The following is a 25297-nucleotide window of genomic DNA, read 5'->3' as shown; positions in this document are numbered from 1 at the left end:
TCTTTACTCCAATAGTGTGTTTGGCTGATACATACCGCCAACAAAGCTATAAGCCAAGAGCCTTGTAGCGACTCGGGGGATAGTGGCTCACCTGCCAATCCTGCTCAGGCAGGAAAAATTGTAGTAGTTAATTGAGTCGGAGTAAATCACGTCTTTTTCAAGATGTAAGGTTGCCCGGCGTTTTTTACGCAAGGGTGTGCGCCTAGTCATGGGATTCCATTTTTCAGGGCAGTTTGACCAAGGGCTTAGTGGTTCTTGAGCTCGATAATGAAGTCCGCAGCGGGCATGGGGCGACCATACAGGTAACCTTGCAGGAAGTTGACCCCATGCTGGGCAAGATAGTCACTCTGCTGCAGAGTTTCCACGCCTTCGGCGACGATGCCCAGATCGAGTTTTCCGGAGAGTTCAATGATGCTTTCCAATATATGCCCGGACAAGGCATCGGCCCCGATCATCGCCACGAAACTCTGATCGATTTTCAGGAAGTCCACATTGAACTGGCGCAAGTAGCCCAGGCTGGAGTGCCCGGTACCAAAATCGTCGATTGCAATCTTCACCCCCAGTTCATGCAGTTGTTCGAACAGTTGAAGGGTCACGGGCGAGGGAACAATGAGCTCGCGTTCCGTCAGTTCCAGAATCAGCGCCACCGAGCCTGGCGAGAAGGCAGCGAGGAACTCACGGCAGTCGTCGACCAGTGCCAGGTCCTGGCAATGGTTGGCGGTGATGTTGATGCCGATATGGAACAATTCATTCAAGTGTTGGGTATGGGGCGCGAGCAAGGCGGCGGTCTGGCGCATCAACGAGCGCGTCATCGGAACAATCAGTCCCGAATGCTCGGCGAATGGAATGAACAGGTCAGGACGCACCACGCCTTCTTTCGGATGCTTCCAGCGCATCAGGACTTCGACCCCGGCCCATTGTTTGTTGTCGCCATGCACCACAGGCTGAAAGTAGGGAACGAACTCGCCGGCCTCCAGTGCGCGCTGCAATTCAAGGCTGGGCGACGACGAGCGTTTTTGCAGCCAGTGGGCGATGGTGCCGGCGATCACGCCAAAGAAAATCAGCAGGCTGAACAGTGGCGGGTATTCACTGGCCATGTAACGCCAGACTTCACCCTCGGGAAAGCCGGCTTCCACGCCATAGGCATACCGTGAGGACTGCAGACTGCTGCGGGCGACCGGCAACTCGGGAGGCGGGGTCTCGTGGACCTTGCCATCGACCGTCAACCAGCTGTCACCGACTTGCAGCCGCAACAAGGTCTTGCGGCCGATCAGGCGCAGGACATTGCTCAGGTGATAGCCATCCAGCGTGGTCAGTGCGCCTTGCCGGCCTTCACTGAGGCGATACACCAGCAGTGCGGTGTCGGGGGTGACCGGGTTGCCGCTCATCAGCCACAACTTGCCCTGGGTGTACTCGCCGGGGTCGACGTATTGCTTGAAGTCGCCAAACAATGAACTGCAATACAGGTTGTTGTCCCACACCAGATTGGTCGAGCGCACAAAAGGCCGGCGGGTGACTTGTTCACGCAAGGTCAGTGTCACGTCGGCGCAGGGTTGTCCGGCCAGGGGCAACAGCACCTGGGCCGCGTGGGCAGTGTTGTCGAGCATCAGGTCGAACTGGCGCACCGCCTCGACGGCGGTCTGATGGGTGTTTTGCGTGAGCCGGAATTCGGCTTGCATGTGCAGAATGATCACGCCCAACAGCACGGGAACCAGGCCGGCCAACACGGTGATGGCATTGCGAACGGCGGGTTTTCGGCGGGGCTTGAGGGTCAGCGGCATGGGTGAAACCTGTGACGATGGAGTAGGGCAATCAAATGCAGGCGTGGCAAGGGCATGTGTCCCCCGCAGAACGTTGGTACCGGGGATGATAGATGGCGCTTGGCGTTTGTGCTTTTCAACGGTAATCCAGTTGCCGTGCCAGCTTGATGAACGCCAGCGTGGCTGGAGATGCCTGGCGCTCGTCCAGTACGGCCAGCCCGACCTGGCGCTTGACCTTGGGTGACAGTGGCCGCTTCACATAGCGTGGCTGTGGGGTATCGGGCAGCGAGCCCTCGGCAACGATCGTCAGGGCGTCACCGCGACTGACGGTTTCCAGGGTGCTGAGCAGCTGCGAACTGCGATAGCGGATATCCGGCGTCAGCCGGGCCGCACTGAACAAGCGCGATACCAGTTCCGCCGAGCCGGCTTCGGTGAGGATGAACGGGTCATGGCACAGGTCGCTCAGACTCAGGCTGTCACGTTGGGCGAGGGGGTGTTGTTGCGGGATCAATGCCACCATCTGGTCTTCGACCAGGGCAAAGGTGTCGAAGCGTTCCTCGGGTAGCACCACAAAGCCCACATCAATGCGCCTTTCCTCCAGCCACTGCACGACCTGTCGGTCAGGCCCCTCATCAATGTGCACTTCGATCCCGGGCCAGGTGGCGCGGTACTGCTGCAATATCATCGGCAGCAGCTTGATCGAAGAGGTCGGGCCGAAAGAGCCAATGCGTAGCGTGCCGCGTTTCATGCCTCGGGCATCCGCCGCCTCTTGGCGCAAGGTACTGGCCAGGCCGAGCATGGCCCGGGCACGCAGCAGCAACGGCTGGCCGATGTCGCTCAGTTCAACCCGGGACGGATGCCTTCTGAGTAACTCGACGCCCAACTCCTGCTCCAGTGACTTGATGGCGTGGGACACCGCCGACTGGCTGATGCCCAGGCGGTTGGCCGCGCTGGTGAAGCTTTGCAGTTCGGCCACCCGGGAAAATATCTCGAGTTGGGTCAGTGTCATGAGTAATTGCTCATTTTACGATGATCGATCATGAGGTAAAGAATACGCCATTAGCGCAATGCCAGTGAGTTAAGTGAACGCCGACTTTTGTAGGAGCAGCCGGTCGACGCTCGAGCGCTCGCGATGAACTCAAGGGCAACGCAGTTACTCAGAAAGCACGCGTAATCGTTAACGTCCATCGCGAGCGCGCTCGCTCCTACAAATGCGACCTGTGCTCCTTAACTGAACAGCATTGCGCCATCAGCGCGCCATTTTTCTCAGGAGTCTCATGAAAAGCCTTGTCCAGAGCCGTTCCCGTGAGTCGGATGCGCCCGTCTACCTGAAACTGGCTGCCGTCACCATGATCTGGGGCGGCACCTTTGTGGCCGGCCGGTTTCTGGCGGACGGACTGACGCCGTTGTTGGCCGCCAGCCTGCGGTTCCTGCTGGCGAGCCTGGCGCTGCTGCTGTTCATGGCCGCGGCGCGCATTCCGCTGGTACGCCCGACATTCAGGCAGTGGCGGCAATTGGCGCTGCTGGGGTTCTTCGGGATCTTCTTCTATAACCTGTGTTTCTTTTACGGTTTGCGGTTGATCAACGCATCGCGGGCGTCGCTGATCGTGGCGCTCAACCCGGCGGTTATCGGCCTGGCCTCGTGGTTGTTGTTCAAGGAGCGGCTGAGCAGGATCCAGGTCGCCGGCATCGCACTGTGCCTGGTCGGCGCCGGCGTGGTCATTCTCGGGCGCAACCCCTCGGCGCTTGACGGGGCGGCGGCAGATACCTGGCTGGGGGATGTGCTGATACTTGGTTGCGTGCTGGGGTGGGGCGTCTATTCGTTGTGTTCCAGAGGGCTGAATCAGGCGCTGGGGCCGCTGCACACGGTCACCTATTCCATTGTGCTGGGTACCCTGATGCTTTGGGCGACCAGTGCCGTGCGGGGTGAGGTGAGTCTTGAGGCACTCATCGACCTGCAGGCGGGGCAGTGGTCGAGCCTGTTGTATCTGGGCGTGCTGGGCTCGGCTTTGGCCTATATCGGCTACTACGACGGGCTCCGCCAGATCGGCGCCACCCGTTCCGGAGTGTTTATCGCGCTGAACCCGCTGACCGCGGTGATTCTGGGCGCGCTGTTGCTGGACGAGCAGATGAGCGGCGCGATGTACCTGGGCGGCGGGGTGATTCTGCTCGGCATCTACCTGTGCAACAAACCCTTTGCATGGGCGCGAAAAAGGGGGATTTTATAGAGAAGGCGGACAAACCGTTTTACGCTGTGTAGAATCGGGTTACGCATATAAGAATAACGTCTTCTGGCAGCAGAAGCCTCGCCCGTAAAAGCCTTGGGTCGACAATGAAGATATTTGGGTTCCAATTGATCTACGGTGATTTTCTCGCCCGCAGTGTGCGAGGAATCTCCTGCGCGCCACCTGTCGCACTCAGCATTGCTCGAAACTAACGATCCGTTAATTCCAGAAAAAGCATGATGAGGCGCCAACCATGGCAGATTTATACGAAAACCCAATGGGCCTGATGGGCTTCGAGTTCATCGAACTGGCATCGCCAACCCCGAACACCCTTGAACCGATCTTCGAGATCATGGGGTTCACCAAGGTCGCGACCCACCGTTCCAAAGACGTGCACCTGTATCGCCAGGGCGCGATCAACCTGATCCTCAACAACGAACCCCACAGCGTGGCCTCGTACTTCGCGGCCGAACACGGCCCCTCGGTGTGCGGCATGGCATTTCGTGTCAAGGACTCGCAGCAGGCTTACAAGCGTGCACTGGAGCTTGGCGCCCAGCCGATTCACATCGAGACCGGCCCGATGGAGCTGAACCTGCCGGCGATCAAAGGCATCGGCGGCGCGCCGCTGTACCTGATCGACCGTTTTGGCGAAGGCAGCTCGATCTATGACATCGATTTCGTGTTCATCGAGGGTGTTGACCGCAACCCGGTCGGCGCGGGCCTGAAGATCATCGACCACCTGACCCACAACGTGTACCGCGGCCGCATGGCCTACTGGGCGAACTTCTACGAGAAGCTGTTCAACTTCCGCGAGATCCGCTACTTCGACATCAAGGGCGAATACACCGGCCTGACCTCCAAGGCCATGACCGCGCCGGACGGCATGATCCGCATCCCGCTCAACGAAGAGTCGTCCAAGGGCGCGGGGCAGATCGAAGAGTTCCTGATGCAGTTCAACGGCGAGGGCATCCAGCACGTTGCGTTCCTGTCCGATGACCTGATCAAGACCTGGGATCACCTGAAAAGCATCGGCATGCGCTTCATGACCGCGCCGCCCGAGACCTACTACGAAATGCTCGAAGGCCGCTTGCCGAACCACGGTGAGCCGGTGGGCGAACTGCAGGCGCGCGGGATTCTGCTGGATGGCTCTTCGGAAGCAGGCGACAAGCGCCTGCTGCTGCAGATCTTCTCGGAAACCCTGATGGGGCCGGTGTTCTTCGAATTCATCCAGCGCAAAGGCGATGATGGTTTCGGCGAAGGCAACTTCAAGGCGCTGTTCGAATCGATCGAGCGCGATCAGGTCCGCCGTGGTGTGCTGGCCACCGAGTAAGGTTCTGACGCTGTAAAAAAACGCCCGGTCAGGTTTCAAGCCTGACCGGGCGTTCTGGTTTATGACATCGATTTTCGTTGCTGCCGGACCAGGTGCTTGAAGCCCTCGAATACCAGCACCAGCACCGCCAGCCAGATCGGAATGTAGGTCAGCCATTCCCCCGCCTTGATGCTCTCTCCCAGCAGTAGCGCAACCCCCAGCAGCAGCACCGGCTCGACATAGCTGAGCAGGCCGAACAGGCTGAATGGCAGCAGGCGGCTGGCGATGATGTACACCACCAGCGCCGATGCACTGATGATCCCGAGTACGGGAATCAGCAACGACAGCCACGGGTGCTGATCGAACACCCCAAAGCCTTGTTCGCCATGGTGCACGACCCAGTAGGCCACGGGCAGCAACAGCGCCATGTCCAGCCACAAACCGCCGAGGTTGTCTGCCGCCAGGCGTCGGCGCAGCACGAAATAGGTGGGGTAACCGATGGCCACCAGCAGGGTCGCCCAGGAAAAACTGCCCACCTGATACAACTCGTTGAGCACGCCAAGGGTGGCCAGGAACGCCGCAATTTTCTGCAGATACGACAGCCGTTCGCCATACACCATGCGCCCGGTCAGTACCATGGTCAGGGGTAGCAGGAAGTAGCCCAGCGAAACGTCCAGGCTGTGACCGTTCAGCGGCGCCCACATGAACAGCCAGAGCTGCACGCCGAGCAAGGCCGACGACAGCAGCAAGCCACCGAGCAGCGCCGGCTTGCCGGCGACCCGCCGCAGGATCTCGATGACCCGTTTCCATTCGCCCGACACCAGCATGAAGACGGTCATGCACGGCACGGTCAGCAGCATGCGCCAGCCAAAGATCTCCACGCCGTCCAGTGGCGACAGCAGGGAGGTGTAGTAATACATGACGGCGAACAGCACCGAGGCTGACACCGATAGAGCGATACCTTTAGACACGCAGTCCTCGCCAAACACGGGGGAAATTCAAGAGGGCAGAGGATAGCGTGGATTGCCCGGCGGATGTGCGCGCTGAACCCGTGGCGAGCAAGCCACGGGCGGTGTTCACGGTTGATTGAGCGGCGCGCGCCGTGTGTGCGGGCCGGTCCGCACACACGATATTGGCGTTTATCAGGCGCGCAAGGTGCGGGTCATGCGCAGCGCCAGCAGACTGCCGCCGACAATCACGCCCGCCAGCACATACAGCGCGGCATCGGTCGAGCCGCTGGTGTCCTTGACCCAGCCCACCAGGTACGGGCTGAGGAAGCCGGCCATCTGCCCCATGGAATTGATCAGCGCCAGGCCACCGGCCGCGGCGCCGGCACTGAGCATCGCGGTGGGCACTGGCCAGAACATCGGCAGGCCGGTGAGGGCGCCCATGGTGGCGATGGTCAGTCCGAGGATGGCGATGGCCGGTGTCGTGGCGAAGTTCACCGCGATCAACAAGCCCACGGCGCCCATCAGCATCGGCACCACCAGGTGCCAGCGACGCTCTTTATGCAGGTCCGCCGAGCGGCCGACGACCAGCATGAAGACTGCCGCCAGCAGATAGGGGATCGCGCTGAGCCAGCCAATCACCAGGTTGTCACTGAAGCCCAGGTTCTTGATGATCGACGGCAGCCAGAAGTTGATCGCGTACACGCCACTCTGGATGCAGAAGTAGATCAGGCCGAACGCCCAGATCGCCGGGTTCTTGAACACCGCCAGCAGCGAGTCGGTGGCGGTCTTGGGTTTGTTGCTCCAGTCGATGGCCTGGTCCGCTTCAAGTACCGCGCGCTCATGGGGCTTGAGCCACTTGGCGCTGGCAAAGTTGTCGCTCAACAGGAAGTACGCCATCAGGCCCAGCACCACGGTCGGGATGCCTTGCAGCAGGAACATCCACTGCCAACCCGCCAAGCCACCCTGGCCGGCGGCGAAGTGGTTGAGGATCCAGCCGGAGAACGGGCTGCCGAGTAGGCCCGACACCGGGATCGCCGACATGAACAGCGCCATGATGCGGCCGCGACGGAAGGTCGGGAACCACTGCGAGAGGTACAGCACCACACCCGGGAAGAATCCGGCTTCGGCGGCGCCGGTGAACAGGCGCAGGGTGTAGAACTCGGTGGGCGTGGTGACGAACAGCAGGCAGGTCGACAGCGTGCCCCAGGTCACCATCATCACCGCGATCCAGCGTCGCGGGCCGAATTTGCTCAGGGCCAGGTTACTCGGCACGCCGCACAGCACGTAGCCGATAAAGAAAATCCCGGCCCCGAGGCCGTACACGGTTTCGCTGAATTTCAGCGCATCGAGCATCTGCAACTTGGCAAAGCCAACGTTGACCCGGTCCAGGTAGTTGAACAGGTAGCAGATGAAGATGAAGGGGATCAGGCGCAGGGTAATGCGCTTGTAGACGGCGTTCTTGTCGTCATCGGTGGCCAGTATGGCAGCGGCGCTCTGTGACATGGCGGGTCTCTCTTTATTATGATTTTTTGCGGTGCAAGGGTAACGTTGACCGCTTGATGAGTCTCGGTCACCCATTGGCGGATGTCTTTGTGCCTGAGCACAGGGTTTGCGCCAACCGCCTGTGCGGGTGAACAACAATCATTGCCCCGTGTTTCAAGGAATACGCCCCATGTTCGAACTCGATCACGACCTGGCGCAGGATATCGTCGACCGGGCGATGGCCATTCTGCCCTACAACGTCAATGTCATGGACAATCAGGGGCTGATCTTGGGCAGCGGCGAGCCCGAGCGGATCAACACCCGGCACGAAGGCGCGCAGTTGGTGCTGGCCAACGGTCGGGTGGTGGAAATCGATGCCCAGACCGCCGCGCACCTCAAGGGCGTGCAGCCAGGGATCAATCTGCCGTTGCTGCTCGATCAACGCTTGATTGGCGTGCTGGGTATTACTGGCGAACCCGAGCAGCTACGCACCTATGCCGAACTGGTGCGCATGACCGCCGAGATGCTGGTCGGCCAGCGTAACCAGCAGGCTGAACAGCAATGGCGCCGCCAGCGTTGTGATGACCTGCTGGCACTGTTGCTCAGTGACGCGGGGGACTCGCCACGGCTGATCGACGAAGCCCGGCAAATGGGCCTCAAGCCGCAATTGGCGCGTACTCCATATTTGTTTGAATTGGGTCTGGAGCACGCCGGCGGGCAAACGGTAGAGGCCTTGAGTGCCTGGCTGAGTTCGCGCTACCCCGACAGTTGGTGCGTGAGTTCGGCCAAGTCCTCGTTGCTGTGGTGCCGGCCAACGACTCAGACCGTGGACAACGAACGCTTGCTGGAAAAACTCCAGGGCCTGGGCTGGAACATTCTGCGTATCGCCGTGGGCGGCCAGGCCGATGGCTTGCAGGGCCTGCGTCGTTGCTATAGACGGGTCGGCGACTTGTTGGCCTATGGCCGCGACGTGCTGCCGCACAGCCGCTTGCTGACCCTCAATCGCTATCGTCTGCCGGTCATGCTCTGGCGCCACCGCAACGACGATGCGCTGGATGAACTGCTCAACCCGCTGCGCAAGGTGATTGCCAGGGACACCAATGGCCAGTTGCTGGCGACGTTGCGCAGTTGGTGCGAACACGACGGCCAGAGCCAGGCCTGCGCCGAGGCCCTGGGCATTCACCGCAACAGCCTGCGCTATCGCATGGAGCGGATTGCCGAGCTCAGTGGCGTCGATCCATTGCGGCTGGACGGCATGCTGGCGTTGTACCTGGGCGTACAGCTACTGCCGCAAACCGATACGCCATTGCGCGTTTGTGGAAATGAACAATAAACCCCGATGGTGTTTGTGCAGCGGACCGGCGTCATTGGCCAAGGCAACTGGCAGCATGCTCTGCATAACAACCGGAGAATTCACATGAAGATCGTCATCGCCCCCGATTCGTTCAAGGACAGCCTGAGTGCCATGGGCGTGGCCGATGCCATTGCTTTGGGGCTGGCCGATGTGTGGCCGGATGCGCAGTTGGTCAAGTGCCCGATGGCCGACGGTGGTGAGGGCACGGTCGAGGCCATTCTCGCCGCCTGTGCCGGCGAACGGCGCAGCACGCGTGTGCAAGGGCCTCTCGGCGAAACGGTGGAGGCCCATTGGGGCTGGTTGCCCGACAGCCACACCGCGATCATTGAGATGGCAGAAGCCAGCGGTCTGCAATTGGTGCCGCTGGAGCAGCGTGATGCGTGCATCAGCAGCACCTTTGGCACCGGGCAGTTGATGGGTGCCGCGCTGGATGCCGGTGCCCGGCGCATCATCCTGGCCATCGGCGGCAGTGCCACCAACGACGGGGGTGCCGGTGCGCTGCAGGCGTTGGGCGTGAGCTTGCTCGACGTGCAGGGGCAAGCGATAAGTACCGGTGGCCTGGCGCTCAAGGACCTGGCCCGAATTGAACTCAATGCAATGGACCCGCGCCTGGCCCAGGTCCGTATCGAGATCGCCGCCGACGTCGACAATCCACTCTGCGGCCCCCACGGCGCCTCGGCCATTTTCGGTCCACAGAAAGGTGCCTCGCCTGAGCAGGTGCAGCAACTCGACCTTGCCCTCGGGCACTTCGCCGATCATTGCGCACACGCACTGGGCAAGGACCTGCGCGACGAACCCGGAAGCGGCGCCGCGGGTGGCTTGGGGTTTGCCGCCAAGGCGTTTTGGCAGGCGCAATTTCGTCCGGGCGTGGAAGTGGTGGCTGAACTGATCGGGTTGGCGCAGACGATGCGTGGCGCCGATCTGGTGGTCACTGGCGAAGGCCGCTTCGATGCTCAGACCTTGCGTGGAAAAGCCCCTTTTGGTGTCGCGCGAATTGCCCGACAACAAGGCGTGCCGGTCATCGTCATCGCCGGCACCCTGGGCGAAGGTTACGAGCAGATGTATGCACAGGGTGTCGATGCCGCATTTGCCTTACCCTCGGGACCGATGAGCCTGGTGCAGGCCTGCACCGAGGCGCCGCGACTGCTGCGCGAGCGGGCAGGGGATATTGCACGCGTCTGGCGAGTGGTGCTCAAGGCTGAATCCGTGCGACCTGTACAAACACCCACCTGTCAAGTCTGACAGTATCGCGGTTAAAAAATACGGCGCTTAATTCGCTCAGGTCATTACGGCCAGGCAGGGCGACAGGGCGTTGTTTACAGTGCACATGTCGTGAGTCGAACTGCCTGACATCTTTGGTAGGCCATGAAGCGGTTCATGGCCGAAATCGAATGGTTGCGGAGCGATAAACATGGCACGTTCATATGATGCGTCAAAAGCCGAGCAAGTACGCAAACACTATCTTGAGAGCCAATTCGTTGCGGTGGATTTGCGTCCACCGGTGCTGGTGGATGGGATTCCCGGTGATGCCGATGGATTAATGCCGCACGATAAAACTTCTGCTCCTTTGGAGATAGAGATCCCACTGTTCTCGGATCGACATAGTGTTGTGCCAAACTTGCTGACAGTGGAGTGGTTGCCCGCCAGCTCATCGGAATATTTATTTGTTTTTGATGAAGATGTACCTGGATCAGCTACCTTGCCCGATGATCGATTCCCTCTACGGAGGCAGCTCCCCCTCAGCCTTTTTCAGAACTACGAAGGTAAGTTCGAGTTTCGTTACCGTGTCCGCAACTGGAACGATCATACGATAGAAAGAGAGTCACCCCCAGCACCGGTGACGATCGACAGGATAGGGCCTATCCATCCTGGAACACCCGAGGCGATTGAGGGTGTTCCCGCGTTGGTTACCTCCGATATTCTGACGCGCGATGGTGGCGTGAAGTGCCAGATCCCGGACTTCGCTGAAGACAAAAAAGAGTTTGTCAGGGTAATGGTGGGACTGATGGATAAACCGCCGGAGTCGGCGGCGGAATTTCCTGCCTTGGTGGTGATTGATGAGTTGCTTGATCCCGGTCGGCAAATCCTGATACCCGAGAATTTTGTAACTGCCATCGGTTCGAAATTACAGTACCTGGTGTATTACTTGTTCGACAAGGCGGGGAATCGCAGTGAACGCTCTTACGACCGAAGTATTCAAGTGGCGCTGGGCGAACTGCCAAGTGGTTTGTCGCCGTGCGAGGTGCCGTTGGCCGATGATGACGGGTTCATTGATCGTGCCGATGGGGCCATGCCGGTAAAAGTCCATATTCCCGAGTATACCGACTGGCAAACCAGCGACGGCATTGTAATTGAGTTCGGTAATCAGACCCTGGCACGTACGTCCGTAGGCGCGCACCTTGATTTTCCTCTGAAAATCACGATTCCGTGGGGGCGCGTGTCGGCAGCCTATGACTTCCTCGCGGGAGGGCCACAGGAAGTCCAGGTAGACTACCGAGTGTTTCGTGGTGACTACCCCACCCGATCGCCGGCGCCGACCCCGGCGACCTTGATCCTCGAACTCCCCGGGCCAGAGAATCCGAATCCCGAACCGATCAATCCGGTACTTGATGTGATCCGGTTCTTGAGTTCCGAGGGCAGTGATCGCGAGCTGACGATCGATGATATCGACGATGACGCCACGGCTTTTTTCAAGTTGCCGGACAATGTCGTGGCAAACGATGTATTCACCATTACTTATAATAATCGGGTGATCAGCTCTGCACCTTATACAGTCAGCGGAAGCGAAGACCCCAATCAGGAAGTTTCGCTATCGATTCCATGGGACGATATTAAACTCACTCCGGTCATGACCGGGCTGGAGATGTTCTACACCTTCACTCGCCCGGGATTTGTCAATCCGCAGGAGTCGAAGCGGACAGCAATCGATGTCCTCGTTGAGGTGGTTGACCTGCCTGAGCCGTTGTTTCCCAAAGCCGTAGATCTTGGAGGTGGCTATAAAATTTTCAATTGCACCTCACTCGAAGAAGACCGCGGCGTCTGGGGCGTCAAGGTGCATATCCCGGTATCAAGTCATTTAAAAGAAGGTGTGTTGGTAAAGTTTAATTGGCAGACTTACGGTCCGGACGGGACTACCCCATTGCCTGGCACCACGATAGAGGATGAGAGAGAAGTCTCATTGGCGGAGGAAAGTGCGGGGATGGACTGGTTCGTCGCCTATGAAACCTATCTTAAACCGACGTATGTGCCGGGAACCTCGAGTTCGGGTGAGGGCAAGGCGATGTACAGCCTTCCCGTTCGTGGTGTCGATGAGTCATCTGAGTGGGAAGACGTCATTATTGGGGTATTTGAAAGCACGGGCTCAGGCAACGATCATTGCGTAATTCCCAGACCTTGAGAGTTGTTTTGGTCTGATGGCAGGAGGATATTTTTCTCCTGTCATCGGCCTCCTTTTTTGTAGGTTTTAACAGGATAAGTCCTACAGACACTTATAGGTTTTCTAACTAGTCTTGCGGCCTTTTCAAGTTCAGGAAAAGACCATCGGTCTGACGTACTTGACGTTTAAAACCTATAAATCTGTGGTGCTCGATGAACGCTAAAAATACCTTCGTCCTCTATCCCTTGCCTGTATCCCTCAAGTGGATGAGCCTTCTGCCGTTGTTCTTGCTCAGTAGTCATTCGCTGGCCAAGGACATTACCCGAGACACCGTGATTGATAGCGGTGCTGGCGCTGAGAACTACCGCGTCAGAAACGGCGCCAATCTGACCGCCAATGGTGCGACGACCAAACAGATCCGGGTTGATCCGGGGTCCTCTGTGACACTGACGGGAACAACCGTCGATGGGACCGCGAGCAGCGTTGCTGTCGACCTGCTCGACGGCAACGCGTCCATCACCGGCAGTACTGTTACCGCCCGAACCACCGGCCTTTCACTGGGTTTCAGCGCGAGTGGTTCGCCAGGCTCCAGGGCGGCGGTCAGCGACAGTGATATTTCCGGTGGCGTGACAGGAGCCCTGGTCGGGAGCTTTGGCCAATTGCAATTGACCCGTAGCAAACTGACGGCAAGCAGCGATTTCGGGAGTGGTCTTCAGTTAGCCAGTGGCCAAGTTTTAGCAACTGCCAGTGAAATTCGAGGCGGCGGCAACGGAGTGTTCTTTACCCCGGGCAACCTGGCGGCGGGTCAGGCGCTGCTAGTGCTCGATGATACGGAGGTTGAGGGCAAAACCGGCTCGGCGATTTTTGTCGATGATTACGGCCTGACGCCGATTGACGCGCATATCGAGGTGCGTAACGGCTCCACTCTTTTGGGGGGCAATGGCACACTTCTGGAGGTCAAGGGTGTGTCGACCGCGAGCATGCTGGTCGATCACAGCGATCTGCTGGGTAATGTCATTGCCGATTCCGCGGCCACGGCGAACATCACCCTGCAGAATCGGGCGACGCTGACCGGCCAACTGACCAACGTCGAACAGTTGACGGTCAACAGCGATGCCCGCTGGGTGATGGTCGCCGATGGCGAGGTCGCGAATCTCGCCCTCAACGGCGGTGGCGTCCAGTACGGCAATCCAGGCGAATACTACAGGTTGAACGTCGGAAATTTGTCGGGCGACGGCGGCACGTTCTACATGCACAACAACTTCAGCACGGGCCAGATCGACACCCTGGAAGTGACCGGCACCGCCAGCGGCGATCACAAGGTGGCACTCGACAGTAGCGGCACAGAACCCGTGGCTGCGGGCTCTACGGCAGTGGTCCGTATCGGTGACGGCGACGCCCGTTTTTCATTGCTGAACGGCCCGGTGGAGCAGGGAGCTTTTTCCTACGATCTGATCAAGCAGGGCGATAACGAATGGTTTCTCAACACGGCGACCCGCGTTGTCAGCCCGGGCACCCAATCGGTGATGGCCCTGTTCAACGCTGCGCCGACTGTCTGGTACGGCGAACTCAGCACCCTGCGCAGCCGCATGGGTGAAGTACGTCAGGACGGCGGCAAGGCGGGTGGCTGGATGCGTACTTATGGTAACAAGTTTGATGTCAATGCCAGTTCCGGCACGGCCTACCAGCAAACCCAGCGAGGCTTGTCGTTCGGTGTCGATGCGCCGCTGCCACTCGGTGACGGTCAATGGCTGGTGGGCTTGCTTGGCGGGTACAGCAAATCCGATCTGAACCTGAGCCACGGCACCAGCGGTACTGTCGACAGCTACTACGCGGGTGCCTACACCACATGGCTGGATGAGCCGAGTGGTTACTACTTTGACGGCGTCTTGAAGTTCAACCGTTTCCAGAACACGTCTGACGTGCAACTCAGTGACGGCAAAAAGACCAAGGGCAAGTACGACAACACGGGTGTCGGTGCGTCTCTGGAGTTCGGGCGTCATATCAAGCTGGCCGACGACTACTTTATCGAGCCGTTTGCGCAACTGTCAGGGGTGATCATTCAGGGCGAGAGTTATGACCTGGACAACGGCCTGTCCGCCGAAGGCGATCGTACCCGTTCCTTGCTCGGCAAGGTCGGTGCCACGGCCGGACGCAACGTCATGTTGGGTGAGGGCAAGGTGGTGCAGCCCTATCTGCGCGCCGCTTACGTACATGAGTTCGCCAGCAATAACGAAGTCAAGGTCAACAACAACGCCTTCAACAATGACCTGTCGGGTTCCCGTGGCGAACTGGGCGCCGGAGTCAGCCTGACGTTGACGGACAAGGTTTCACTGCACGCTGAATTTGACTATAGCCACGGTGACAAGATCGAGCAGCCGTGGGGCGCCAATGTGGGCGCACGCTATCGCTGGTAATCGGACTCGCGTTGAGGAGAGGGTGTGAGGGTTCCTCTTCTCTTGCTGGCGTTATTGCAGTTGTTTCTGATGACCCATGGATAAACATGGGTTTTTTTCCAACCACTCACCGGAAAGGTGTTTCTCGGTAGTCCTTCCGGCTCGCTGTTCAGTGAGGGAATAGACATGCCTAAGCACACGGCTCCTGTTGATGAACCCAATGCCAGCCTCGCTCCGCTCGTTATAGTCGGTGTATTGCCGCCGATCGAGGGTGGGGAAGACAATCTTCTGCCCAAAGACGCCTGGTTGAATCCATTGCGTGTCACGTTCGAGTTGTGGAGTGATCACTCCACGCGTCCAGGCGCATTTGATCGCGTCCAGTTGATCTGGGACGGGGATGAAGGCAAGCCGATCGATGAAAAGCAATTTGACGGTCCCTATACAGAGGAGGACCTGGCGGACCTCTGGCTGGAAGTGCCGGCGTGCAAGCTGAGTGAAGGGGGCCACACGATTTTTTACAAGGTGTGGTCCTGGAATCAATCGCCGATACCGCGGGTAACGGAACCCGTCAATGTCACCATCGATAAAAGCCCGCCTGTTCTGGCTGGTGACCGCAAGATGGCTTTTCCTGAGGCCGTTGTTCCCCCATACAAAATCACTGCTCAGTACCTGAGCGATCCGGCTAATAGTGATCAAGTGCTGGCAACGCTACCCGATTACGCCGTGAAAAAAGTCGGTGATGTCATTAGCTGGTATTGGGAAGAGTTCCCCAACAGTCAGCACCTTGTCGATAGCCTGACCCTGGACCCGGGCAATGTCGGCCAGCCTCTGCACCTTCCCCTCAAGGGGGACATGTTGCGCGAGCGCGGTAATGGCCTGCGGTATGCCACGTGTCGAGTGCGTGATCGAGTCGGTCATGAGGTCACGACGTTGCATGTCCTTCTGGACGTCAACATCCTGCCGCCGCCACTGCGCAAGCGCCCTTCGGTCAAAGAGGCAACAGGCGCAGTACTGGATCCGCTGTTTTATGGCGTTTCGGGCGTGACCGTTGTCATCCCCAGACAGGACGATGAGGACCTGGGGCTCAAGCGAGAGGTCTTCTGGCGGGGGTATGGAGAGTTGGGGTCGCACCATGCGCTGGAGCCTAACCCCGCGAACCCGCGCGAGTATCCGATACCACCGGCGGCCATCGTGCCCAACATCGGCGCAGGTAGAGTTGCGGCGATCACCTACCGTGTGGAGGGTGACACCAAGGAATCCGATCCCTTGAGGCTAACCGTCAGCACGATCCCTGCAAGCAAGTATTCGCAGATTGATTGCCCTCAGGCCGCGCGAGGCAATCCGTTGAAGCTTAGTCGCAGCGCTGTTTCGCCCGAAGGCACCGGGTTGACGTTAGCGGCCTGGGTGTATCAGGCGCCAACCCAGTACATCAATATCTGGCTGACCTCCGCCAGCCTCCCCGATGAGCCCATTCGTACGGCATGGCCGGTCGTCCGGGGTATCAACAGAGCGACATTGCCTAAAACCTATCTGGAGCGCCTGCCGCTCAACGCTGTATTGGCAGTGCATGTCAGTGTCAGCTTTGATGGGGGAGATAGCTATCTCCCCTTTCTGAGTCTAGACATTCAGGTACTTGCGTGATCGGCGTCCCTGGCGGTTTACAAGTAGGTGATGGTGAACGATAGCGAGCCCTTGGCAGAGCCCGCTTCTACCAGATCAGGCGCTGCGGTCTGGTAGAGGCGGGCTTTGAAACTCAAGGTGGTGGTCCCGGGGTTGATGGCCTTCAGCTTGACTTCGCTGGCCAGTGCGATAGGGGTTTCATCGTCATGCAGAATTTGCATGACCACGCCTTTGGCCGTCGAGCCGGTGCCCAGGGTAAATTGACCTGATGCGGCATCATGGATGAGAGATCCCGCGGTCGGCTCCAGGCGTATGTGTGCATAGGTGATGGTTTGCGCAGGGGTTCTGTCATCGGCCCGGCAGGCATTGAGCGTAATGTTGAAAGGCTCCGGCGTTGTGCTGTGACCAACGGCGGTGAACTCCGAGAGATTCCACGTGCCCAGGTCTACCGGGTCGGCGCTGACGGGGTTTGTCGAAAGCGTGCACTCCGCTTGAATGACGGTCCCGGTCAGGGACATGGTAAACGCGTTACCCACTCCGGTAAATTCGCCGCCAAGCAGGTCTGGGACATTCAGTTGATGTATGCCCGGTGCGATGTCACCGGTTTTGATGAAGGTGATATAGGGCCACATTAGCGAGTGCGAAAGTACGAATGGCATGTACCGCTGAATATAGCCCGCATAAGGCACCGCCAAGCTGCCACTGACTGACGTCCATGCGGTGTCGTATTGCGGGCTCAGTTTGACCACCACACCGACCCCATCGACATTGGTCATGAGTACTTTCCCGGTAATGTCTTCGCCATTGACGGGATTGAAAGTACCCGGCACGAGCGGTACATGATTGCGCCCAATGAAGTCGATCCGGGGGCCATTAGTCTGGCAGTCAATTGCCAGCCCACCACCACTTACCGGCCCGTAGCGTCTGTTTACCGGCCCAATGGGCGTGCTTCGTGGCACATCCCTGGGCACGTAATGGGTACCGGCGTTGATTGTGTAGGCGATAGGCCCCGGAGTTCCGTCCTTCCAATAACAAGTATCGGCGGCGTGTGCCAGGGCCAAAGGGATAAAGGGGCTGACCAGGGCAAAGGTCAGGCTACCTAGCAGGGTTTTGCTCGATATCATGTTAAATCCTGAAATAAGCAGACCGATAGACTCATGGCGCATCGGCTTGGAAAAAAGTTGCCATGTCTGCATCACAGGCACGTCAGTTCCTGTATCCGATAGCCTTGTTCTTGCGCCTGGTTGTCAATGTCCACGGGCAGTTGGCATTGCTCGGCAGGTTTTTCACCCCAGCGCACATGCAGTGTTCGGATGTCGGCAGTCGTGCCCAGCATGAACTGTCCGGCCTGTCCGACAATGCCCAGTGGCTCGCCCGCCGCATCACTGACTTGCGCGCCAAACGGCAAAGGCTCACCACGACTGTTACGAGCCGTGATGACCAACCGTTGTACCTTGCGCGCGGCAAAGCCGGCCTTGACCACCGCCCCGCGACGTGGCACCACGTGCGCAACGCCATTGTCGATTTCAACATTCGGCCCCAACTCACTGCTGTCGAGTACCACCCGATTGACGCGGTAAGGTCGAAGGTAGGGGATCAGGGCATAGCCGCGCTCATTGGTCTTGACGGCCGTGGCGTTCAAGACACCGATGCCGGCAATGTCCGGGACATCGACCAGGCCGCTGGTTTCGCCCAGGTAAGGCCCAAGCTCCATACCGCCCTCGTGCAGCAGCAGTGCGCCGCTGGCATTCATGGACAGGCTGTTGTACTGGGTACCTTGGGTTACACCAGCACCAAAACTCGCAACGGGCGTTTGATAACCCATCGACAGCTCTGCGGTTTGCTGATTGGCGGCGCTGTTTGCCAGCGCGGCGCGGTAGTTCAGGCGGTGCTGGTCGTGGCTACCGGAAACGCTGGCGCGTTGGCTGAATTGTCCTTGGCTTTCCCTGACATCGAAGGTGGCGGTGCTCGAGCGGCCGAAGTCCAGGGGAAGCGAAACGCCAAAGCTGACTTGCCTGTCGCTGAGCCCGGAATCCTTTAGCGATTGGGAAGCGTATAGGTTGTAACTGATGTTTTTGTGTTGTGTATTGAACTGAAACTGGAATTGTCGTTGCTGATAATCGGTGCGCCAGTAGTCTTCCTGGGACAACGTCAGGTTGATGGAGCTTGAAGTGCCGATGTTTTGGTAAATCGCGGCCTCCAGGCGACTGCGCCGGCTGCCGTGAAAGCGCGAATCCTGAGCGCGTTCGCGCAGGGCTTCATCGAAATCACGGTAGCCTTGCGTGGAATAGCGATAACCGGCAAAGCGCAGGTTGGTGCGGGTCTCAAAGGTTTTCCCGTACTTGAGGGCGTAACTCATGCCCTGGCTCTGCTGACGGCTGTCGTTGGGGTTGGTGTCGGCACGCGACTGTGTGACATCAAACGACAACGCGCCGACCTGGCCCAGGTTCATCGCCAGCCCGATTGCGCCGGCCTGATAAAAGTCGCTGGCCAATAAGCCACCGTACAGTGTCGAGTCAGCGCTTGCACCGGCGGCCAGAGTGCCTTGCCAGAGCAGCGGACTCTCCAGGGTCGTGTCAGGGGCGTTGTATTGGCCCACACTGGCGCTATAGCGCCATACCCCTTCGCGCAGCAGGTTGCTGAGAGTGGAGTAGGACTGGGTGAAGCGCCGGACCTGGCCATCGGCCTCGGTCAGGATGATTTCCAGTTCACCACTGCCACCGCCCGTGCTGAGGTCATCGATCTCGTAGGGGCCGGCGCTGACATAAGTCGAATAGATCGGATAGCCATTCTGCCGGACTTCCAGTTTGGCCCGGGTCTGTGCCACTCCACGAATGACCGGTGCGTAGCTTTGCAAGGTGTCGGGGAGCATCTCCATATCCGAAGCCAATTGCACCCCTTTGATGGGGACGCTGCGAAACACGTCGCCGGGTGTGATGGTTTCGCCGATGGTCAGTTGTGAGCGGGTTCCCGGTACATCGCGCTGTGCATAGGTGTAAGCCCGGGTCCATTCACGTTGGCCCTGATTGTCGTGACGAAAGGCATGATTGCTGCGCATGCGCCAGGCCCCAAGGTTCAGGCCGCTGTTCAAATACAGGTCCTGGTTGCTGGAGTGCCCGGCGCTGGCACTTCGCCCCTGGAAGGCCGAAGCCTGGTAGCTGACAAACGCGGCATTGATGCCGTAGTCCCACAATTGGGGGTCGACATGACCAAGCACATCCCGGCGCATGGCAATCTGCGGTATGGAGACCGAGAGCTGCAGTTGACGGGCGTCGAAATCGGTCGAGGCGCCGGGAATCAGCGAAGCAATATCGATACAGACAGATGGAGTGGCGTCCGGTTCGGCAAAGCTGTCGAGCTTGACCCCCATCTCCTTGAGCAGTTCGTACGACAGGCAGGGAACGAGTTCGCGGGTGTCGGGCGAGGCGAGGAATTCGATTTCGCGTTGATCGAAAAACACCTGATTGATGTGAATGCGCACCAGATACCGCCCCGGGCCCAGATCCTCGCGTTCGGCCAGGGCATTCAAGGCCAGGGCACCGGCATCGCTGGGGTTGCTGTCGAGTTGGCGCATGAAGGTGGACTGGAATTGGGTCGTTGCGCTGGCGTGTGCTGAGTCGGTCTCCAGTAACAGGCTACTACCGCTGCTGATCACAAAAAGATGAACAAGGCGCTGCCGGGCGGGCAGGCAAAAGCGCCGGGTTAGAAAAGACATAGTCATGTTCCGGACAAGTGCATGAGCGCCAGAGCGTTAAAAACCAGGGCTGACGGGCAGGGTAATGGGCGCAGTAAAACCGCCGTAGTCGGTGATCGTCGTAAAGGTCACTTGCATGCCCTGGTCGGGCCTGACGCCTTGCAGGTCGAAGCGCTGACTGGAGAGGGGGGCGAGCATAGCGGTGTTATCCAGCGCAACGGTCTGGCCGTTACTGAGGACTTCGATGCGGATAAACGACACATGAAACGGACTTGGATTGTTGACGCGTAAATGAGCCTGGCCATCCTCTTGTTGTATGGACCAGCTCAACTCTTTCAAACGGTCCGTCGGGTTGTCTTTGAGCTCCTGTGGTCGATAAAAAAACTTGATCCGCGTGCGCAGGGCAATATTCAGTTGGTTGTCTGAAATGGATTGTACTTGTGGAATTTCTTGAACATTGAAGTAAAACAATGACTCGCGATCACGCGGCAGCGTGTTGGGCAATCCGTTGATCTGGACTTGCTGCTCTTTTTTTGCATTTAATCGAAACAAGGCAGGCGAAACAATAAAGGGTACCGCCGTGGTCTGGTCGTCGGCAGCGGTATTGACCCAACTTTGCACGGCAAAGTCTCTGTCGCTGGGGTTGGTAATGGTCAGTGAAACATTGCGCTTGTCGCCATTGAAAACCACGCGTGTATTGCTGAGGGTCAATGCGGCCTGAGCAACGGGTAAATAAACAATGAAAGCAATAAAAAGCGCGCAGGCAGGGGTGGCTGCTCTGGCGCGTAGCAGCCATTGGAAAAGGCCAGGCATGATGAGTGTCCTTGAGCGATGGATCAGAACAGACCTGCAAATCGACGCTGAGCCAGGAAGCGAACTTCCTGGCCGAGGGGATTAGTGCAAGGTTTAGATAATGTTGACGGTAAAGTTGACGTCCGCTTCGGCGGGGCCGGCTGTCACGGGTGCGTGGGACCTGTAGGCGGCGTGAAAGGTCATGGTGCTTGGATTGGTTACGGAAATGGGGTACGACTTCGAAGCAACGCCATTGGGTATCAGTGCCCCATCGTTATCCTTGATTGCCACACCGATACCCCTGGCCACACCGGTCAAGGGTTTGAGTCCGTGCAGTTCATTGCTTGGGCCCACACCGCCATGCACCGAGCTGAAGGTCACGGTGGCCGCGGTGCTTCCCGGCGGCACGGTACAGCCGCCGCCCGGGGTTATTTTCAACTGGAAGGTTTTACCCACGCTTTCGTCGCCCACGTTGGGGAATTTGTCGGTGTAGGTGTAGCCAATCAGGATCGGGCCACCGGGGGCTCCCGTGACCGGGTCAATGACGTCGATCGGGCACGTCACGCTGTCAATCCGACCCTGGAAGTTGATGGTGCCGGTCAAGGCAAATGCCGCCTGGCCTGCAAGAGCCAGTACCAGGCCCAAGGGTAAAGTGAGTAATGATTTCTTCATATTGCAGTTCCTTTGAATAAGAGGGTATGAGGACAGGGTGCGAGACTGTCTTTTTTTGAAGGCCAAAAGTGGTTGGCCGGATCAATAGAGGTGGAGTGGTGTCTCGACGGGGGGAGTTTAGGAGTCGTGCGGGGGGAGGGATATGAGAGAACTCTCAGTTTTAATCGAGTGACAGGTTTGTTGAGGGTTGCAAGTGTAAGTTAATGTATAATTCAAATATTGCTGTGGTGAGGCTGAACTCGCCCACGCCTGCAGCCAAGAGCAGGCGTGGGCAAATAATTTCACAAGTAAAGATGCTTAATTATTGGCGTTCGATTTTGTTTGTGGGCAGTCAATATTTCAGCTTGGATTTCCTTAACTTTGCTGCCACGGAGCCAGCCACCGTCGAGAGGATGCCAAGCTGCTTCTTCGGGGTATGTTTTTTTCAAAACCGGTGGTGGATCTCCTGATGGAAGTTTCGAGAAATCGGTGGTGTGTGATAGATGTGATACACTAGCTTGTGGTTCTCCGGAGAGTCTCACAGGTTTAGGAGAGTTACTTTCCGGCTGGGGCGGCGGAGTAGGTGGTCGAGCTTTGATTGTTGATACTCGAAACGGGTCTGCAGCACCATCGGGTGACAGGTCCGCAGGGGGCTTGTATTTATTGCTACTGAGTCTTGGTCTTACTGAAGATGCAGAATTTTTGCCTATCGATTTTCCGAATGCCCTGCCCACACTAGTTACCGGCGTAACGAGCCCTACCATGCCGGCATTCCCAGAAATCACGCTGGCCTTTCTCAAACTTGAACTGTTCGTCACGACCGCTGCGACACCTGTCACAGTGCTGGTGGCCTCTGCCCCGGTACTGAGCAGGTTCGCCGCAGCACCTAGCTTAGTCAGCGCTGAAGCTTTGCCGATGAGCGCGGCAGCCGCACCCGGTGCGAAGTAAAGACTGACAGCAGTAAGGGCCACCATGAGTCCAATCTGGACAATCATCCCCCAATCCACCTTGGAGCCCATCGCCTCATAGGCATACTGTTGCAACGCTGCATGGCCAGTCGGGTCGATATGGTTGATGGGGTCGCTGACGCAATACAGGTAGGGATTGACTCCGCCCGAACCGAAGGGGCTGAACGAGTCGGGGCTGTGGAAGCGGCGCAGGTGCGGGTTGTAGGCCCGGTAGCCTTTTCCCAGCAGGTACCAGCCATGCTGGTCTTCGCGTATTTCTCCGTTGAAACCCAGTGTGCTCTGCATGGGGACGTCGCTGTGGCGCTCACCGTAGGCGCCATACACGGCCGCGCGCAGGGTGTCGCCCTGGCTTTCGCCCAACAGACTGTGCTTGGCATCGGTCAGGAACAACAACGTCTGAGTGTCGTCGCCAATGGTTTGTTGACCCACAGGCTGGTCGTCGCCGTAGAAGTAATTGATGCACGTATCACCCTGTCGGGTACTGCTCAGGCGATCATCCTGGTAGAAGCGCAAGGTTTCGCTGCCGGTGCGGTGTTTGACCCCTCGCAACTGGTTGTGACCGTCGTAGCGATAACGGCTGATGACGCTACCGGTCATTTCATTGACACTCAGCAGACGCCCCTGTGTGTCGTAGCGCAGGTAATGCCCCCGCTCATCGGTTTCCAGATGGCCGTCGGCGTCATAATGCAAATGAATACCTTGAGGAAACTCCTTGAGATAATCGGCGTGAGTGTGGGTGACGTTCACCAGTTGGCAGGGATCGGTGGTGGCGTACCCGCTCACCGCTTCATCCGAACTGCCATCCTCGAAGGTGCTCCAGGCGTGGGTAATGTTGTCCAGTGCATCGAAAGCGAAGTATTGCTCGACGATTGCATTGCCATACCGATCCCTGGGCAAGGACTCCCCGGCACATTGATAGCGCTCAAGGCGTCCCCGGGCATCGTAGGTGAAGGTTTCCAGAAGCAGGGATCGGCTGTCTTCGAGCAAATGGCGGGTAGCCAGTTTATTGTCGGGTCGATAGGTCTGAAGCAGCGTGCGTGTGGCCTGACCATTCAAGCTCAAGGTTCGTTGGATCTCCCGACCCTGCTCGTCGTACTCCCATCCAGTCAGCAGGACGCTACCGGCGCTCAGATCCTCGTTGCGGGTCGATTGCAATTGCCCCAGGCTGTCGTAACTGAAGGTGGTTTGCAATTGTCCCTGGCGCACGCACTCAACGCGACCGTGCAAGTCATAGGCATAGGTGGTGACTAATCCGTCGGTCTCCGTGCGGCTCACCGGCAGGCCACGGGGCGAACTGGTATAGCGGGTTTGCTGGAGGGTCGTGCCAGCCTCGATCCAGCATTCACCGAGCAGGCGCCCGGTTTTATCGTGGTCAAATACATACACCCCTTGGTCGTTTTCCGTGCGTAACAATTGGGCGCTGTGGGGGTCATAGGTGAAGCTGGCGTGCTCATCCGCCGCCATGATGCCCACGGGCTGGTCGGTCAGCCCCGACTGGTATTCGTAGGCAATCTCCTGGCCTTTGGCGGTGATGTGTTTACACGCTTGCAAGCTTCCACCCTGGTATTCATAGCGCAGGGTGCGCGGGCCGACGCTGAGGTATTTGAGGCGGTCAAGACCGTCGAATGCCTGCTCGCCAGCGAGTAAAGGGGATGCCTCGACGTTACCATTGGGGTTTACCTTCAGGCTCACGGGCAGCGATGCCGAAGAGTGCTCGGCATATTGCCTGTTGATCCGTGTACCGTCGGGCAGGGTGGTGCTTGACAACCTCGACCACGGGTCGTACTCGAACAAGGTCGGCTCACCCATTTCGTCATATTGTTTAACGCAATTGCCCAAGCCGTCATAAAAGAACTCTCGCTCACTGACGGGTTTTTGCTGTCCATCCAGCTGTTGAACTTTTAGCGGTTTTTCAAACAGATTGGTGGTGGTCAGTGTTGTGTTGCTGATGCGGGGTTCAATATCGCTGCTTTCCAGCCAGGTGAGTTGCTCAAGTGTGATCGGATCGTTCTGTGTGACGCTGACGACGCCGCTTGGCTCGGTAACACGATGCTCCTGACCCCAGTCGTCGTAGCGGTAGCGGGTGGTCAGTGCTCGTTCCTCCAGCAGTCCGTCCCGTTCCCACCAGTCATACACCGTGTCCTGACTCAACTGGCCACGGGCATTGTAGCGCGCGCTGTAGGTCCGTATGACGCGCTCTGGATCAGAGGGGTCGCTGCCGATCAACTCTTCGTGGACAACGCGATTGAGGCCATCCAGCAGGGTTCGGGTGCATACATCTTTGACGTCTGTAAAATACTGCTCGGCTTGTTGACCCATTTTATTGGTCAGTTTGTAGGTATAGGTGCGGCTGGCCTCGTAGGCTGTGCCCGGTGCCACGATTTCCGTGGTCATCCTGCCCAGCAGGTCATATTCGTGGGCAATTTTCACATCGTTGTCGTCTTGGTTGAGCAGCGCTTCACCCGTGAACAACGAGTGTTCCGAGGTGATGCTCTTCATGACGCCGTCGAAGCCGGTCAGGGTACTCACCGTATGCTGGACGGGCTCACCGTTACGAACATGAGCGGTCTTACTGTACTGGTAACTCGTGGTAGTGGTCTTGCCGTTGAGGGTCACCTCATCGCGCAGCTTGCGGCCGTGCTCGAAGGGGTTGTCCGGTTGGTCGATATAGGTATATGCCGTGACTTGCAGTGGCTCCTGATCATTGCCGACCTGCAGCA

At 58.3% G+C, this 25297-nt stretch carries 16 protein-coding genes; 7 read left to right on the top strand and 9 right to left on the bottom strand.

Going from position 1 to position 25297, the window contains the following annotated elements; all coding sequences use genetic code 11:
- Positions 1–245: 245 nt before the first annotated feature.
- Both CKW29_RS23855 and CKW29_RS23850 read right to left on the bottom strand, forming a co-directional pair.
- Positions 246–1781 (bottom strand): EAL domain-containing protein, encoded by a 1536-nt coding sequence (locus tag CKW29_RS23855; protein ID WP_095149226.1) that lies wholly within the window; start codon positions 1779–1781, stop codon positions 246–248.
- A 115-nt stretch (positions 1782–1896) separates the two neighbouring features.
- Positions 1897–2769: a LysR family transcriptional regulator gene (locus tag CKW29_RS23850; RefSeq protein WP_095149225.1), complete on the bottom strand. Its 873-nt coding sequence runs from the start codon at positions 2767–2769 to the stop codon at positions 1897–1899.
- 268 nt (positions 2770–3037) lie between these two features.
- Here CKW29_RS23850 and CKW29_RS23845 point away from each other — a divergent pair, with 268 nt between their 5' ends.
- Positions 3038–3988, top strand: coding sequence for a DMT family transporter (locus CKW29_RS23845; RefSeq protein ID WP_095143540.1), 951 nt, complete (start codon positions 3038–3040; stop codon positions 3986–3988).
- A gap of 250 nt (positions 3989–4238) precedes the next feature.
- A complete protein-coding gene (hppD, locus tag CKW29_RS23840; RefSeq protein ID WP_095149224.1) occupies positions 4239–5315 on the top strand; it encodes a 4-hydroxyphenylpyruvate dioxygenase in 1077 nt (358 codons plus the stop codon).
- A 59-nt stretch (positions 5316–5374) separates the two neighbouring features.
- Here the strand turns inward: hppD and rarD are convergent, their stop codons facing one another.
- Positions 5375–6265 (bottom strand): EamA family transporter RarD, encoded by an 891-nt coding sequence (gene rarD, locus CKW29_RS23835; protein ID WP_095149252.1) that lies wholly within the window; start codon positions 6263–6265, stop codon positions 5375–5377.
- A gap of 171 nt (positions 6266–6436) precedes the next feature.
- Entirely contained in the window at positions 6437–7747 is a 1311-nt protein-coding gene (locus CKW29_RS23830) for an MFS transporter (protein ID WP_095149223.1), read from the bottom strand.
- Between the two features lie 169 nt (positions 7748–7916).
- On the opposite strand from CKW29_RS23830, the gene CKW29_RS23825 reads away from it, so the two are divergent.
- The 5 genes from CKW29_RS23825 (at position 7917) to CKW29_RS23805 (ending at position 16493) form a co-directional block, all read left to right on the top strand.
- The gene (locus CKW29_RS23825; protein ID WP_095143543.1) at positions 7917–9059 is read left to right on the top strand and encodes a sugar diacid recognition domain-containing protein; all 1143 of its coding nucleotides are present in this window, start codon (positions 7917–7919) and stop codon (positions 9057–9059) included.
- Positions 9060–9143: 84 nt separating this feature from the next.
- The gene (locus CKW29_RS23820) at positions 9144–10322 is read left to right on the top strand and encodes a glycerate kinase (protein WP_095149251.1); all 1179 of its coding nucleotides are present in this window, start codon (positions 9144–9146) and stop codon (positions 10320–10322) included.
- A 169-nt stretch (positions 10323–10491) separates the two neighbouring features.
- Positions 10492–12477 carry a hypothetical protein gene (locus CKW29_RS23815; RefSeq protein WP_095149222.1) on the top strand — a complete coding sequence of 662 codons (1986 nt, stop codon included), beginning with the start codon at positions 10492–10494 and terminating at the stop codon, positions 12475–12477.
- 191 nt (positions 12478–12668) lie between these two features.
- Entirely contained in the window at positions 12669–14873 is a 2205-nt protein-coding gene (locus CKW29_RS23810) for an autotransporter outer membrane beta-barrel domain-containing protein (RefSeq protein ID WP_095149221.1), read from the top strand.
- A 165-nt stretch (positions 14874–15038) separates the two neighbouring features.
- Positions 15039–16493: a hypothetical protein gene (locus CKW29_RS23805; protein ID WP_095149220.1), complete on the top strand. Its 1455-nt coding sequence runs from the start codon at positions 15039–15041 to the stop codon at positions 16491–16493.
- Between the two features lie 17 nt (positions 16494–16510).
- Here CKW29_RS23805 and CKW29_RS25655 read toward each other — a convergent pair whose 3' ends face one another.
- The 5 genes from CKW29_RS25655 to CKW29_RS23780 all read right to left on the bottom strand — a co-directional run.
- A complete protein-coding gene (locus CKW29_RS25655; RefSeq protein ID WP_143496917.1) occupies positions 16511–17668 on the bottom strand; it encodes a fimbrial protein in 1158 nt (385 codons plus the stop codon).
- Positions 17668–20187 (bottom strand): fimbria/pilus outer membrane usher protein, encoded by a 2520-nt coding sequence (locus CKW29_RS23795; protein ID WP_095149218.1) that lies wholly within the window; start codon positions 20185–20187, stop codon positions 17668–17670. The genes CKW29_RS25655 and CKW29_RS23795 overlap by 1 nt, the downstream gene beginning before the upstream one ends.
- 36 nt (positions 20188–20223) lie before the next feature.
- Positions 20224–20979 carry a molecular chaperone gene (locus CKW29_RS23790; protein ID WP_095149217.1) on the bottom strand — a complete coding sequence of 252 codons (756 nt, stop codon included), beginning with the start codon at positions 20977–20979 and terminating at the stop codon, positions 20224–20226.
- 93 nt (positions 20980–21072) lie between these two features.
- Positions 21073–21630, bottom strand: a complete 558-nt coding sequence (locus tag CKW29_RS23785; RefSeq protein WP_095149216.1) for a fimbrial protein — start codon at positions 21628–21630, stop codon at positions 21073–21075.
- Between the two features lie 281 nt (positions 21631–21911).
- The coding region (locus CKW29_RS23780; protein WP_143496914.1) for an RHS repeat-associated core domain-containing protein at positions 21912–25297 on the bottom strand (3386 nt) is incomplete at its 5' end.

It is taken from the genome of Pseudomonas sp. Irchel s3a18 (assembly GCF_900187535.1).
Taxonomy (GTDB): Bacteria; Pseudomonadota; Gammaproteobacteria; order Pseudomonadales; family Pseudomonadaceae; genus Aquipseudomonas.
Note: the sequence above shows the minus strand (reverse complement) of the source record. Positions and strands in the feature narration are given on the sequence as shown.

Coding starts and splice junctions, on each gene's coding strand:
- CKW29_RS23855 (WP_095149226.1), bottom strand. CDS start 1,781: ATGCCGCTGACCCTCAAGCCCCGCCGAAAACCCGCCGTTCGCAATGCC.
- CKW29_RS23850 (WP_095149225.1), bottom strand. CDS start 2,769: ATGACACTGACCCAACTCGAGATATTTTCCCGGGTGGCCGAACTGCAA.
- CKW29_RS23845 (WP_095143540.1), top strand. CDS start 3,038: ATGAAAAGCCTTGTCCAGAGCCGTTCCCGTGAGTCGGATGCGCCCGTC.
- hppD (WP_095149224.1), top strand. CDS start 4,239: ATGGCAGATTTATACGAAAACCCAATGGGCCTGATGGGCTTCGAGTTC.
- CKW29_RS23830 (WP_095149223.1), bottom strand. CDS start 7,747: ATGTCACAGAGCGCCGCTGCCATACTGGCCACCGATGACGACAAGAAC.
- CKW29_RS23825 (WP_095143543.1), top strand. CDS start 7,917: ATGTTCGAACTCGATCACGACCTGGCGCAGGATATCGTCGACCGGGCG.
- CKW29_RS23820 (WP_095149251.1), top strand. CDS start 9,144: ATGAAGATCGTCATCGCCCCCGATTCGTTCAAGGACAGCCTGAGTGCC.
- CKW29_RS23815 (WP_095149222.1), top strand. CDS start 10,492: ATGGCACGTTCATATGATGCGTCAAAAGCCGAGCAAGTACGCAAACAC.
- CKW29_RS23810 (WP_095149221.1), top strand. CDS start 12,669: ATGAACGCTAAAAATACCTTCGTCCTCTATCCCTTGCCTGTATCCCTC.
- CKW29_RS23805 (WP_095149220.1), top strand. CDS start 15,039: ATGCCTAAGCACACGGCTCCTGTTGATGAACCCAATGCCAGCCTCGCT.
- CKW29_RS25655 (WP_143496917.1), bottom strand. CDS start 17,668: ATGCAGACATGGCAACTTTTTTCCAAGCCGATGCGCCATGAGTCTATC.
- CKW29_RS23795 (WP_095149218.1), bottom strand. CDS start 20,187: ATGTCTTTTCTAACCCGGCGCTTTTGCCTGCCCGCCCGGCAGCGCCTT.
- CKW29_RS23790 (WP_095149217.1), bottom strand. CDS start 20,979: ATGCCTGGCCTTTTCCAATGGCTGCTACGCGCCAGAGCAGCCACCCCT.
- CKW29_RS23785 (WP_095149216.1), bottom strand. CDS start 21,630: ATGAAGAAATCATTACTCACTTTACCCTTGGGCCTGGTACTGGCTCTT.